This window comes from Streptomyces krungchingensis, from assembly GCF_054729265.1.
Map to the genome: position 1 here is coordinate 2,165,894 of NZ_JBPUKY010000001.1, position 13,572 is coordinate 2,179,465.

A 13,572-nucleotide genomic window follows, 5' to 3' on the forward strand; every position below is an offset into this window, starting at 1 on the left:
ATGACGAAGACCGAAGGACTGCTTGTGCCACCGGGTCACGGCCGGGTGGTGCGCACACCGGCCCAGCACGTGACCTTCAAGGTGACCGGCTCGCACTCGCGGGCGGCCTCCACCTTCGAGGTGGAGGTCCCTCCGGGCTTCGACGTCGGCGCCCATGTGCACACACGCAGCGAGGAGTTGTTCTACGTGCTCGAAGGCGAGCTGGACGTGCTCGCCTTCGAGCCCCGCGTGCGGACACCCGACAACTGGCAGAAGTGGGAGTCCACTTCCGGCAACCGGGTGGTCCGCGCGACACCGGGCACGGTGATCGTCGTACCGCCCGGGTGTCCGCACGCATTCGCCAACCCGACGGACCGCCAGGCCAAGATGTTCTTCCAGGCCTCCCCGCCGCCCGACCACGAGCGGTACTTCGAGGAGTTGCTGGAGATCCTCGACTCGGGCGGTCCGCCGGACCACGAGGCGATCGAGGAACTGCGCAGCCGCTACGACATCGAGCAGCTCACGCCGCTCCGGATCCGCTAGCGGATGGGCATTCCCGCGAGGGTGCGGGCGATGACCAGTCGCTGGATCTCGCTCGTCCCCTCGAAGATCGTGTAGATCGCGGCGTCCCGGTGCATACGCTCCACCGGGTACTCGCGGGTGTAACCGTTGCCGCCCAGGATCTGGATCGCCTGGGCGGTGACCTTCTTCGCGGTCTCGCTGGCGAAGAGCTTCGACATGGAGCCCTCGGCAGCCGTGAACGGCTTGCCGTTGACCGCCATCCAGGAGGCGCGCCAGACCAGCAGCCGGGCCGCGTCGATCGACGTCCGCATGTCGGCGAGCTGGAAGGCGACACCCTGGTTGTCGATGATCGGCCGGCCGAACTGCTCACGGGTCGTGGCGTACTCGAGGGCGACCTCGTACGCGGCCCGCGCAGTGCCGACCGCCATGGCGCCGACGGCCGGGCGGGAGGCCTCGAAGGTCGCCATCGCGGCGTTCTTCACGCGCTCGCCGCCCGTCCTGGCGCGCTCACGGGCGCGGGCGAGGCGCTCGTCGAGCTTCTCCTTGCCGCCGAGGAGGCAGGACCCGGGGACGCGGACGTCCTCCAGGACGACCTCGGCGGTGTGCGAGGCACGGATGCCGTGCTTCTTGAACTTCTGGCCCTGGGACAGACCCGGCGTGTTCGGCGGGACGATGAAGGACGCGTGGCCCTTGGAGCCGAGCTCGGGGTCGACGACCGCGACGACCACGTGGACGTTGGCGATGCCGCCGTTGGTCGCCCAGGTCTTGGTGCCGTTGAGGACCCACTCGTCCTTGGCCTGGTCGTACACGGCACGGGTGCGCATGGAGGCGACGTCGGACCCGGCGTCGGGCTCCGAGGAGCAGAAGGCCGCGACCTTGACATCGTTGACATCGCCGTACATCTGGGGGATCCAGGTGCCGATCTGCTCCTCGGTGCCGTTGGCGAGGACGCCCACGGCGGCGAGGCCGGTGCCGACGATGGAGAGGGCGATGCCCGCGTCGCCCCAGAACAGCTCCTCCATCGCCATCGGTATGCCGAGGCCGGTGGAGTCGAAGTACTGCTGGGCGTAGAAGTCGAGCGAGTAGATTCCCACCTTCGCGGCTTCCTGGATGACCGGCCAGGGAGTCTCTTCGCGCTCGTCCCATTCGGCGGCCGCGGGGCGGATGACGTCGGCGGCGAAGCCGTGCAGCCAGTCCCGGACCTCCTTCTGTTCGTCGTTGAGCTCCATGGTGAACTCGGCCATGACCCCTCCAGCACTGCACTAATCTGTTACTTGCGGTAACGGGAGTGTGTTACTGACCAGTAGGAAAAGTCAACTCCCGGATCGAGCTCGGCAGCCCGTTCGATACGCATCCGCCGATGAGTGTTAGTTTGCGCAGGCGTCACCGAAACACCACGGGTGGGGAGAGCACATGGACACCACACAGCGGACCGATCAGCAGAGGTCCGCCGACCGCCGCCGGCGTGAGCTGCTGGAGGCCGCCGACAGGGTGGTGCTCCGCGACGGCCCCGGGGCCTCGATGAACGCCATCGCCGCCGAGGCGGGCATCACGAAGCCGATCCTGTACCGCCACTTCGGCGACAAGGGCGGGCTGTACGCGGCGCTCGCCAAGCGGCACACGGACGCCCTCCTCGGAGCGCTGCGGGCCGCTCTGGACGCACCGGCCGGACGCCGTGAGCGGGTCGAGTCGACGCTCGACACCTATCTGGCGGCCATCGAGGCACGTCCGCAGGTGTACCGCTTCCTGATGCATCCGGCGGAGGGTGCCCAGCCGCCCGGCGACGCGGGCTTCGACGTCGGCAAGCACTCCGCCCCGCTGCTGCGCCGCATGGGCGAGGAACTGGCCGAGGTCATCGAGGAGCGCGTCGACCTGGGCCCGGGCAGTCAGCAGCTGGCACGGGTGTGGGGACACGGGATCGTCGGCATGATGCATGCCGCCGGAGACTGGTGGCTCGGCGAACGCCCCTGCTCGCGCGCCGAGTTGGTCCGCAGCCTGGCCGATCTCCTGTGGGGCCGCCTGGCCGCCGCCGGCGACCGTGTCGGCGGCCCCGGCTTCTGACCCCTGTCGTGCGCTCGCACCCTCGCGGGCGCACGACCGCTGCGCCCGCAAGGGGCGCGAGGAACTGCGCGACCAGCCACGACGAACCCACGGCCGAACGGCCGGGCCGGTCCCGCGAGGGGTACCGGCCCGCACCGGGCGGGACGTCCCACCGAGCGCCGGAGCTGCACCGCCCGCCGCAGGTCGCGGGTGGCGAGGCGCCGGCCTCAACGGCTCCAGGGTGCCCGCGCCGCCTGCCGCAGCACCCGGCGACGGCGCCATCCCCGCAGCCGGTCCACGTACACCTCGCCGGCCAGGTGGTCGCACTCGTGCTGGAGGCAGCGGGCGAACCAGCCGGTGCCGTGCAGCCGCACCGGCTCGCCGTCGGCCGTGAACCCCTCCACGACCGCGTGGTCGTAGCGCTCGGTGCCGGCCTCCAGTCCCGGCAGCGACAGACATCCCTCCGGTCCGCGCAGCACGACACCGTCCGCCTCGACGAGCCGCGGGTTCACCACGTGTCCGCGATGGCGGACGTCCTCGTCGTCCGGGCAGTCGTACACGAAGACCCGCAGCGGTACGCCGACCTGGTTCGCGGCCAGGCCGACGCCCTCGGCGGCGTACATCGTCGCGAACATGTCCTCGACGAGCCGGGCGAGTTCGGGACCGAAGTCGGTGACGTCCTCGCACGGCGTGTGCAGGACGGGGGCGCCGAGCAGGGTGAGAGGCCGGACGCGCCCGTGGGTGCCCGGGATGGAGCCGTGTCGCATGGCGGCAAGGGTACGGTCCTGGAAGGAACGCGAACGTCGCACGGGCACCGTGGTGGTGCCGCGATTCGGGCACCTGAGTGGATCTCGATAGGCTGAGGCCCACACGGTGCCGGGGGCAGAGGCGCGGCGCGTACGCAAGGAGGATCGAGAAACGATGTCAGGCAACTCGGACCCGCTGACGCCGCGGGCCAAGCTGGCCGTGACGGCGGGCAAGGCGGCAGCGGCCGTCTCGCGTGCCGCCGGACGCGGCAGCGGATCGGTGATCGGCGGCCGGGTGGCACTCAAGCTCGACCCAGACCTGCTGGCACGGCTGGCCACCCACCTGGACGTGATCCTGGTCTCGGCCACCAACGGCAAGACCACGACGACCCGGCTGATCGCGGAGGCGCTGCGCGCCGCGGGCCCGGTCGTGTCCAACGCGCTGGGCGCGAACATGCCGGCCGGCATCACCTCGGCGCTCGCCGGCGGCTCGGACGCCAAGTTCGCGGTGATCGAGGTCGACGAGAAGTACCTCGCCGGTGTCGCGCGCGACACCGACCCGAAGTGCATCGCCCTGCTCAACCTCTCCCGCGACCAGCTCGACCGGGCCGCCGAGACCCGCATGATGGCCGAGCACTGGCGCGAGGGGCTGGCCGGCTCCAAGGCCGTCGTGGTCGCCAACGCCGACGACCCGCTCGTCGTGTGGGCCGCCTCCTCCTCACCGAACGTGATGTGGGTCGCCGCCGGCCAGATGTGGAAGGACGACGCCTGGTCCTGCCCGTCCTGCGGCGGTGTCATGCAGCGCCCCGGCGACGACTGGTTCTGCGGGGAGTGCGGCTTCCGCCGCCCCACGCCCACCTGGGCGCTGTCCGGCGACCACGTGCTCGACCCGCACGGCTCCGCCTGGCCGATCCACCTCCAGCTGCCGGGCCGCGCCAACAAGGCGAACGCCGCGTCCTCGGCCGCCGTCGCCGCGGTCTTCGGCGTGCCGCCGCAGGTCGCCCTGGAGCGCATGTACCAGGTGCAGGCGGTGGCCGGACGCTACGACGTGGTGCAGTTCATGCAGCGCGACCTGCGTCTGCTGCTCGCCAAGAACCCCGCGGGCTGGCTGGAGACCTTCTCGCTGATCGACCCGCCGCCGACGCCGGTCATCCTCTCCGTGAACGCGCGGGGCGCCGACGGCACCGACACCTCCTGGCTGTGGGACGTCGACTACACGCGTCTGACCGGGCACCCCATCTTCGTTCTCGGCGACCGCAAGCTGGACCTCGCGGTGCGCCTGGAGGTCGCGAACCAGCACTTCCAGGTCTGCGAGAACCTCGAACAGGCCGTACAGATGGCGCCGCCCGGGCGCATCGAGGTCATCGCCAACTACACCGCATTCCAGGACCTGAGGCGTCGTGTCGGCAACTGAGCCACGGAGGACGAAGAGAATGAGCGACAACAGCCTGCGTCTGGTGTGGATCTACCCTGACCTGCTGAGCACCTACGGCGACCAGGGCAACGCCCTCGTCGTGGAGCGCCGGGCCCGCCAGCGCGGTCTCGACGTGGCCCGTCTCGACGTGCGCAGCGACCAGCCGATCCCGACCTCGGGCGACATCTACCTGATCGGTGGGGGCGAGGACCGGCCGCAGCGGCTCGCCGCGGAGCGTCTGCGCCGCGACGGCGGCCTGCACCGTGCGGTCGCCAACGGCGCGATCGTCTTCTCGGTCTGCGCCGGCTACCAGATCCTCGGCCACGAGTTCATCAACGACCTCGGCCAGCGCGAGCCGGGTCTCGGGCTGCTCGACGTGGTCTCGGTGCGCGGCGAGGGCGAGCGGTGCGTCGGTGACGTGCTCGCGGACATCGACCCGCGCCTCGGGCTGCCCCAGCTGACGGGCTTCGAGAACCACCAGGGCGTCACCCACCTCGGCCCCTCCGCGCGCCCGTTCGCGAACGTGCGGCTCGGCAAGGGCAACGGCACGGGCGACGGCACCGAGGGCGCGTACAACGACACGGTGTTCGGGACGTACATGCACGGGCCCGTCCTGGCGCGCAACCCGCAGATCGCGGACCTGCTGCTGAAGCTGGCGCTGGACGTGAACGCACTGCCGCCGATCGACGACCGGTGGTACGAGGCGCTGCGCACCGAGCGCATCGCGGCCGCGCAGCAGCCCGCGTGACCACGGCCGCCCGGCAGCCCGCCTGAACCGGCTCAGAAACGGTTCGGCAGACCCCGGCGAGGACCCCGCACGACGGTCCCGCCGGGGTCTTCGCGTCCGCTCCCCCGCCGCTGGGGATCCGCTCCGCGAGGGCCCGTCTGACAAGGCCTCCGCTCACCTGTGCGGGCGCGTCCAGCAGGCGGACGCAGGTTACGGAAGGGCCCCCTCCCGCCGGTAGGGTGGCGGGGATCCTGCCGGACAACGTGGTCCGGTCCCCGGCCCACGTTGAGAAGGTATTTCGGGCTATGCGCATTGGTGTCCTCACGTCCGGCGGCGACTGCCCCGGTCTGAACGCCGTCATCCGGTCCGTCGTGCACCGTGCCGTCGTCGACCACGGCGACGAGGTCATCGGCTTCCGGGACGGCTGGAAGGGCCTCCTGGAGTGCGACTACCTCAAGCTCGACCTCGACGCGGTGAGCGGCATCCTGGCTCGCGGCGGCACGATGCTCGGCTCCTCCCGGGTCCAGCCCTCCCACCTGCGGGACGGCGTGGAGCGGGCGAAGGGGCACGTCGAGGAGCTCGGCCTCGACGCGATCATCCCGATCGGGGGCGAGGGCACGCTCAAGGCGGCCCGTCTGCTCTCGGACGGCGGCCTGCCGATCGTCGGCGTGCCGAAGACCATCGACAACGACATCGCGGTCACGGACGTCACCTTCGGCTTCGACACGGCCGTCGGTGTCGCCACCGAGGCGCTCGACCGGCTGAAGACCACCGCCGAGTCCCACCAGCGCGTCCTGGTCGTGGAGGTCATGGGCCGCCACACCGGCTGGATCGCGCTGCACTCCGGCATGGCGGCGGGCGCCCACGCCATCGTCGTACCGGAACGCCCCTTCGACATCGAGGAGTTGGCCGCCAAGGTCGGCGAGCGCTTCGAGGCGGGCAAGCGGTTCGCCATCGTCGTCGCCGCCGAGGGCGCCAAGCCGCGTGCCGGCACGATGGAGTTCGACGAGGGCGGCAAGGACATCTACGGGCACGAGCGCTTCGCGGGCATCGCCCGTCAGCTCTCCCTCGAACTGGAGGAGCGCCTCGGCAAGGAGGCCCGCCCGGTGATCCTCGGACACGTCCAGCGCGGCGGCACCCCGACCGCGTACGACCGTGTCCTCGCGACCCGCTTCGGCTGGCACGCCGTGGAGGCCGTGCACCGCGGCGAGTTCGGCAGGATGACCGCGCTGCGCGGCACCGACATCGTGATGGTCTCGCTCGCCGAGGCGGTCGAGACGCTCAAGACGGTGCCCGACGAGCGGTACGCCGAGGCGGAGTGCGTGCTCTGACACCACCTCCGGCGCGGGCCGTCCCGCCCGGTCGCCGCCGCCGTCGTACGTGGAAGGAACCGCCCCCGGTCGCAGCCGCGACCGGGGGCGGTTCTACTCTGGTGCGGACAGACAGCGCACAACCTCCCCCAGTGGCCCAAAAGCCTGGGAGGCCCCCCACGAAACAGGAGCCGGCGGATGGATCACAGCGGGCACGGCATGACCATGGATCTGCCGCCGTTCACGCTGGGGCGGGGGCTCGAATGGTCCGCGGACCCGTTCTTCCTCGTCGCGTGCCTCGTCGGGCTCGGTCTCTACGGCTGGGGGGTCGTACGGCTCGCGCGGCGCGGCGACAAGTGGCCGGTCGGCCGGACCGCCGCGTTCGTCGTCGGTGTGCTGACCGTGATGCTCGTCATGTGCACCGGGCTGAACGACTACGGCATGGTCATGTTCAGCGTGCACATGGTGCAGCACATGGTGATCAGCATGCTCTCGCCGATCCTGATCCTGCTCGGGGCTCCGATCACCCTGGCGCTGCGCGCGCTGCCGGTCGCCTCGACGCGAGGCACGAAGGGCCCCCGTGAACTGCTGCTGATGTTCCTGCACAGCCGGTACATGCGGATCGTCACCCATCCCGCGTTCACCATCCCGCTGTTCATCGCGAGCCTGTACGCGCTGTACTTCTCGCCCCTCTTCGACTTCCTCATGGGCTCCAAGGCCGGGCACATCGCGATGATGTGCCACTTCCTCGCGGTCGGTCTGGTCTTCTTCTGGCCGATCATGGGCGTGGACCCGGGGCCGCACCGCCCCGGCCATCTGATGCGCATGCTGGAGCTGTTCGCGGGCATGCCGTTCCACGCGTTCTTCGGCATCGCCCTGATGATGGCCTCCGAGCCGATGGTCTCCACGTACAAGCACCCGCCCGCGTCGCTCGGCATCGACGCGCTGGCCGACCAGAGCGCGGCGGGCGGCATCGCCTGGGCGTTCAGCGAGGTTCCGTCGGTCCTCGTGCTGCTCGCCCTGCTCTTCCAGTGGTACCGGTCCGAGCAGCGGCAGGCGAGGCGCACGGACCGGGCCGCGGACCGGGACGGCGACAAGGAACTCGAGGCGTACAACGCCTATCTGGCCTCACTGAACGCGCGCGGTCGCTGAATTAACTTTCCTTTTCTCCTTGCGGGAAAGGCATTTCCATTCAGTAGCATGGAGGAGCGAAGTTCCGCGTCCGGTCGCACGCCCGCGCCGCGGAGTCCACGGGGGAAGCCGCAGGGGGAGCGGTCATGACAATTCGCGTTTCCATGCACAGGGCCGCGATATCGACGGTCCGCAGGGCTGCTCTACTGCTGGTTTTCGTGCTGATAATCGGTGGCTGCGGCACATCCGATCAGATGTTCGCGGTCCGGGCCGTGGCCATGGGCATTTCACAGGCCGATCCCTTCTTCGCGGAGGACGGCCGGCTCGGCCGGGACACCGAGGTTCCCGAGGCGCCGCCGAGCGGTGGGGTGCAGGCCAGCAACAGCCCGGGGCTGTACGGCGGCACACCCGGCGACGGCGGTGACCAGGGTGGGGGCGACTCAGGCGGTGACGGTCCTTCCGGGGACGGCTCCGGCGACGGCTCCGGGTCCGGCTCCGGGAGCGGTTCCGGTGGGGACGGCCCGGACGGGAGCGGGAGCACCGCCGGGCAGAACGGCGGCTCGGCGGGGCAAGGTTCGACCGGTGGGGCCACCGGTGAGTTCGGCGGTTCGACGAAACCCGGCACCTGTGCCGTGGCGAAGCTGAAGCAATTCCTCACCGCACCCGAGAACTCCGCCAAGGCGAAGGAATGGGCGCGCGCCCTGCATATCCGTCCGGATCAGATCTCGGGTTATGTCGATCACCTCACACCCGTAGTACTGCGCCACGACACGCTTGTGACGAACCACCAGTACAAGCACGGCAAGGCAGTCCCCTTCGACGCCTTGCTCCAGGCCGGAATCGCCGTTCTGGTCGACAGGCAGGGGCTGCCCGCCGTGAAGTGCTCCTGCGGCAATCCGCTGCGCCCTTCGAAGGTGAACGTCAAAAAGGCGTCCGTGCGGTTCGAGGACGGCAACAAGAAGTGGTCCGGGTACCGGCAGGACCACATCGTCGTCGTCGAACCGCCGCCCGGGGACCAACGGATCGACCGGCTCCAGCTCATCGACGTGCAGGACCCGGACCGGGGCATCGCCCGTCGGCTCGGCACCGACGGCAGCGACGACGAGGCATTCGACCCGCACGCGGAACACACCGTCCCGACGGTCACCGGCATGTCGTTCGCCGAGGCCACGCAGGCGCTGGCCGCGGCGGGGCTGGCGATGGCGTACGACGGTGACGCCCTTCCGCCCGACGACGCCCAGGTCACCGCCTCGCAGCCCGTCGAGGGCAGCACGCTGGAGTGGGGTGCGCCCGTGACCCTGTCCGTCGCCGGGGACGACGGCGAGGGCGGGAGCACTCCCACGGACTCCGGCGGGACCAGTCCGGACCCGGGCGATTCGGGAACCGGCTCGGGCCCGAGCGGGACCGGTACCGGAACGGGCGGCACACCCACGGACACGGCGGGCACGACCACCGGAAGCGGCGGCACCCCGACCGACACCGCGGGCACCACCACCGGAACCGGCGGCACCACCACCGGAACCGGCGGCACCACCACCGGAACCGGCGGCACACCCACCGACACCGCCGGCACCACCACCGGAACCGGCGGCACACCCACCGACACCGCCGGCACCACCACCGGAACCGGCGGCACACCCACCGACACCGCCGGCACCACCACCGGAACCGGCGGCACACCCACCGACACCGGGGGCGGTACGGGCTACACCAGCACCGGCACGAGCGGTTCGACGTCGTCCTCCCCGCCGCCCGGCACCCCCGCGGAGTCCCTCTCCGCCGGCCCGGGGCCGAGCGACTCGGCCCCGTCCGGATCCGGTGGTGAGGACTCCGTCCCGGCCGACCCGGGTGTCGGCGACTCCGCGACCGACTCCGGTGGGATCACCGGGGACACGTCCTGACCCGCCACGAACGAGCGCAGAACCCGGGGGCAACCGGATGGCACCAGGATCACCGCAGTCAGGGGTGGGTCGGCTCATCGCCGGCCGGTATCTGCTCGTGGACCAGGTCGGCTCGGGCGGCATGGGCCATGTGTGGCTGGCCCACGACCAGCGGCTCGACTGCGACGTGGCACTGAAGGAGATCCGCTTCCGCAATGTGCCGGAGGGCAGCGAGGAGCACGAGGCGCGTATCGCGCGGGCCCGCGCCGAGGCACGGCACGCGGCGGTGCTGCGCGGGCACCCGCACGTGGTGACGGTGCACGACGTCCTGGAGCACGAGGGGCTGCCGTGGATCGTGATGGAGTACGTGGCGGGCGCGGAGGACCTGCGCGGCCTGCCGGCCCGGCGCGGCCCGCTCGCCCCCGACGCCTGCGCCCGCGTCGGCCTCGCCGTCCTCGACGCACTGACCGCGGGGCACGAGCGCGGGATCATGCACCGGGACGTGAAACCGGCCAACATCCTGCTCGCTCCGGACCGCACCGGCGCACCGGGCACCCGGATCCTGCTGACCGACTACGGCATCTCCGTCCAGCCGGACTCCCTGGAGACCCGCTGGACCAGGACGTCCGTCCTGGTGGGCACGGCCGGATATCTGGCGCCTGAGCGGGCGACCGGCGGGCCGCCGACCGCCGCGGCCGACCTGTTCTCGCTGGGCTGCACCCTCTACTTCGGCGTGGAGGGGCACGGCCCCTTCGACCGTGACACCGATCTCGCCGCGATCACCGCCGTCGTCCTGGAGGAACCGCCCGTGCCGCGACGGGCCGGCGCGCTGTGGCCGGTCATCGAGGCCCTGCTGGTGAAGGATCCCGCCCGGCGGATCTCCGCCGAGGACACGGCGGCCGCCCTGGCCCGGATCATCACACCCCAGCCGCATCCGCCGACCCGGCTGGACACGGGCTCGCAGCCGCCGTGGGCGGGGCTCGGCGGTGCCGGCCGGGGGCCCGAGTCCGGGGTACCGGCGGGCGACCGGGGCTTCGCCCTGCCGTCCGCGTACCCGCAGACGGCCGCTGGCCCCGGCCCCGACCGGGCTCCGGCGGCGCCCTCCGGGTACGCCCCGACCTCCCCGGCACCTCAGGCGTACTCCCCCACGGCCCATGAACCGCCCGCGCCCACTCCCCACGAACCGGTCCTCCACCCACCCACGGCACAGGCTCAGGGTCCGTACGCACCCACAGCGCCGGCGTCGGGCCCGTACGCCCCCTCCGCGCGGGCGTCCGGCCCGTACGCCCCGACGCCGGGCGCGCACGACCCGCGCTCACCGCGGGAGTTCCCGTCGCGGTCGCCGGGCCCGACCGGGCCGCCGCAGGGCTTCGGCCCGCCCGGCTCCGGAGGGCCGGCGCAGCCGACGGCCTCTCCCCCGCCGCACCGGCGCAGGCGTCCCCGCATCCTCCAGGCGCTGATGGCGGCACTGCTCGCGCTGGGGCTGACGGCCGGCGGGGTCTGGTACGCGATGGCGCACAAGGTGGTCCGGCCGTACGGCGCGCGGGTCGGGCTCGCCGAACCGCTCGGACTGCGCGACTGCGTGGTGGCCGCGCGGTCCGCCGGACAGGTCACCGGCACCTCGCGGCTGGAGGTGGACCCCGGTTGCGGCCAGGGGACCGACGGACAGGTGCTGGCCCTGTACAAGGCTCCCTCCCTGGCGGCGGCGCGGTCCGGCGGGCCCCGGCGCTGCGCCGAGGCCACCGACGCGACCGCGGCCGGGCTGGCACGGAACGTCGCATCGGTCCCCGTCATCCCCACGAGCGAGGGCTTCGCGCAGACCGGCGGCCGCGTCGCGTGCCTGCTGGTCGGGAAGTACGGCCCGGTCGGGGGTCCGCTCGGCGCGTACCGGGCGTACGGGTCGGCCATCAACGACGTGGGGCAGTTGCAGAAGGGCGACTGCCTCGGCCACATCACCGGGGACGCGCGCACCTCGAACCACTTCGAGCTGGTCGCCTGCGACAAGAAGCACCAGGAGGAGGTCGTGGGCATGACCCATCTCGACGGTCCCGTGGCGGCGAAACGGCTCGACGCGGCGGCGGACGCGCAGTGCGTGGGGGATGCCGCGGCAGGGCTGTTCGGCGACGGGACGGGACGGGAGGTGAACCATGGCCTCCACAACGAACACCCTTGGCCCAATGGACGGTTCCTGGTCGTCTGCACCGTCGCGGGCCGCTTCGACGGCACGCGGTGAGGGCGACGGCTGTCCTACCGGCCCTGGCGAACCTCCTCCCTTCGGGTGAAAATGGCCCCAAGGCCACGGGCCGCGTCGCGGACCCTGCCTGGAGGAGGGTGCTGCGATGCCCGGTACGACGAAGGCGATGGGTGTGCTCACCGTGGGCGGACTCGTCGTGGTGACCGCCTACACGGTGGCGCTCGGCAGCAACGGCTGGCTGTGGTTCGGCTGGGTCGTCCTGGGGCTGATCACCGTGGCGATGGTGGCCTCCCGGAGCACCTGACGGCACGGTCGGCGATCCGTGCGGCCCGTCACCGGCGCCGACCGCCGTCGAGGTGATCCTCGGGGTGGCGTCGGCCGCCGGCCGACCCGGTGTCCGGGCGTGCCCGTCACTGCCTGGGCAGTCGCGCCGCCGAATGCACGCCGGGCTGGTACTTGGGCAGCCTGGCGGTGATCTTCATGCCCGCGCCCACCGCGGTCTCGATGACGAGCCCGTGGGCGTCGCCGTAGACCTGACGCAGTCGTTCGTCGACGTTGGAGAGTCCGATTCCTCCGGAGGGGCTGCCCTCCCCGGCCAGGATGCGGCGCAGCCGCTCCGGATCCATTCCGGCGCCGTTGTCCTCGATGACGACCAGTGCCTCGGCGCCCGCGTCCTGGGCCGTGATGCTGATGTGGCTCTTGTCGGTCTTGCCCTCCAGACCGTGTTTGACGGCGTTCTCCACCAGGGGCTGGAGGCACAGGAAGGGCAGGGCGACCGGCAGCACCTCGGGCGCGATCTGCAGGGTGACGGAGAGCCGTTCCCCGAAGCGCGCCCTGACGAGCGCCAAGTAGTGGTCGATGGCGTGGAGTTCGTCGGCGAGGGTGGTGAAGTCGCCGTGCCGGCGGAACGAGTAGCGGGTGAAGTCGGCGAACTCCAGCAGCAGTTCGCGAGCACGCTCGGGGTCCGTCCGCACGAACGAGGCGATGACCGCGAGCGAGTTGAAGATGAAGTGCGGTGATATCTGGGCCCGCAGTGCCTTGATCTCGGCCTCGATCAGGCGGGTGCGCGACCGGTCGAGGTCGGCCAGCTCCAGCTGGACGGAGACCCACCGGGCGACCTCGCCCGCGGCACGGACGAGGACGGCGGACTCGCGGGGCGCGCAGGCGACCAGCGCTCCGTGCACCCGTTCGTCGACGGTGAGCGGCGCGACGACGGCCCAGCGCAGCGGGCAGGCGGGCTCGTCGCAGCCGAGCCGGAAGGCTTCGCCGCGGCCGGTCTCCAGCGGGCCGCCGAGCCGTTCCATGATCTCGGCGCGATGGTGTGCGCCGATGCCGTCCCAGGCGAGGACCGTCTCCAGGTCGGTGAGGCACAGCGCGTCGGTGCCGAGGAGGCTGCGCAGCCGTCGCGCGGAGCGGCCGGCCGTCTCCTCGGTGAGGCCGGCGCGCAGCGGGGGCGTGGCGAGCGACGCGGTGTGCAGGGTCTGGAAGGTGGCGTGCTCGACGGGGGTGCCGAGTCCGCCGAGGCTCTCGGGCCGCGCGGTGCGTCGGCCGATCCAGAACCCCGCGGCGAGCAGCGGCAGGACGGCGACGCACAGCCCGGCGAGGAATCCGCTCACACCGCCGCCTCTC

12 protein-coding genes are annotated in these 13,572 nt (G+C 71.9%); 9 read left to right on the top strand and 3 right to left on the bottom strand.

Annotated elements, in window-relative coordinates; all coding sequences use genetic code 11:
- Positions 1–522 (top strand): cupin domain-containing protein, encoded by a 522-nt coding sequence (locus ACSYGO_RS09675; protein WP_426678706.1) that lies wholly within the window; start codon positions 1–3, stop codon positions 520–522.
- Here the strand turns inward: ACSYGO_RS09675 and ACSYGO_RS09680 are convergent.
- Positions 519–1,745, bottom strand: a complete 1,227-nt coding sequence (locus ACSYGO_RS09680; RefSeq protein WP_426678707.1) for an acyl-CoA dehydrogenase family protein — start codon at positions 1,743–1,745, stop codon at positions 519–521. The two genes, ACSYGO_RS09675 and ACSYGO_RS09680, sit on opposite strands and share 4 nt — an antisense overlap.
- A gap of 169 nt (positions 1,746–1,914) precedes the next feature.
- Here ACSYGO_RS09680 and ACSYGO_RS09685 point away from each other — a divergent pair, with 169 nt between their 5' ends.
- Positions 1,915–2,562: a TetR family transcriptional regulator gene (locus ACSYGO_RS09685; protein WP_095932783.1), complete on the top strand. Its 648-nt coding sequence runs from the start codon at positions 1,915–1,917 to the stop codon at positions 2,560–2,562.
- A 206-nt stretch (positions 2,563–2,768) separates the two neighbouring features.
- Here the strand turns inward: ACSYGO_RS09685 and def are convergent, their stop codons facing one another.
- Complete coding sequence (gene def, locus ACSYGO_RS09690; RefSeq protein ID WP_426678708.1) at positions 2,769–3,308, bottom strand: peptide deformylase; 540 nt, start codon at positions 3,306–3,308, stop codon at positions 2,769–2,771.
- A gap of 154 nt (positions 3,309–3,462) precedes the next feature.
- Between def and ACSYGO_RS09695 the strand changes: the two genes are divergently transcribed.
- From ACSYGO_RS09695 to ACSYGO_RS09725, 7 genes are all read left to right on the top strand, one after another.
- Positions 3,463–4,701, top strand: coding sequence for a MurT ligase domain-containing protein (locus ACSYGO_RS09695; protein WP_426678709.1), 1,239 nt, complete (start codon positions 3,463–3,465; stop codon positions 4,699–4,701).
- Between the two features lie 19 nt (positions 4,702–4,720).
- On the top strand, positions 4,721–5,449 hold the full coding sequence (locus ACSYGO_RS09700; protein WP_426678710.1) for a type 1 glutamine amidotransferase: 729 nt from the start codon (positions 4,721–4,723) through the stop codon (positions 5,447–5,449).
- A 284-nt stretch (positions 5,450–5,733) separates the two neighbouring features.
- Positions 5,734–6,759, top strand: a complete 1,026-nt coding sequence (locus ACSYGO_RS09705) for a 6-phosphofructokinase (protein WP_359489880.1) — start codon at positions 5,734–5,736, stop codon at positions 6,757–6,759.
- 177 nt (positions 6,760–6,936) lie between these two features.
- The gene (locus tag ACSYGO_RS09710; RefSeq protein ID WP_426678711.1) at positions 6,937–7,890 is read left to right on the top strand and encodes a cytochrome c oxidase assembly protein; all 954 of its coding nucleotides are present in this window, start codon (positions 6,937–6,939) and stop codon (positions 7,888–7,890) included.
- Positions 7,891–8,015: 125 nt separating this feature from the next.
- On the top strand, positions 8,016–9,770 hold the full coding sequence (locus ACSYGO_RS09715) for a DUF6777 domain-containing protein (protein ID WP_460386493.1): 1,755 nt from the start codon (positions 8,016–8,018) through the stop codon (positions 9,768–9,770).
- A gap of 64 nt (positions 9,771–9,834) precedes the next feature.
- Positions 9,835–11,982 (top strand): serine/threonine-protein kinase, encoded by a 2,148-nt coding sequence (locus ACSYGO_RS09720; protein WP_460386494.1) that lies wholly within the window; start codon positions 9,835–9,837, stop codon positions 11,980–11,982.
- 106 nt (positions 11,983–12,088) lie between these two features.
- Complete coding sequence (locus ACSYGO_RS09725; RefSeq protein WP_426678714.1) at positions 12,089–12,247, top strand: hypothetical protein; 159 nt, start codon at positions 12,089–12,091, stop codon at positions 12,245–12,247.
- 106 nt (positions 12,248–12,353) lie between these two features.
- Here ACSYGO_RS09725 and ACSYGO_RS09730 read toward each other — a convergent pair whose 3' ends face one another.
- Positions 12,354–13,559: a sensor histidine kinase gene (locus ACSYGO_RS09730; protein WP_426678715.1), complete on the bottom strand. Its 1,206-nt coding sequence runs from the start codon at positions 13,557–13,559 to the stop codon at positions 12,354–12,356.
- Between the last annotated feature and the right edge of the window lie 13 nt (positions 13,560–13,572).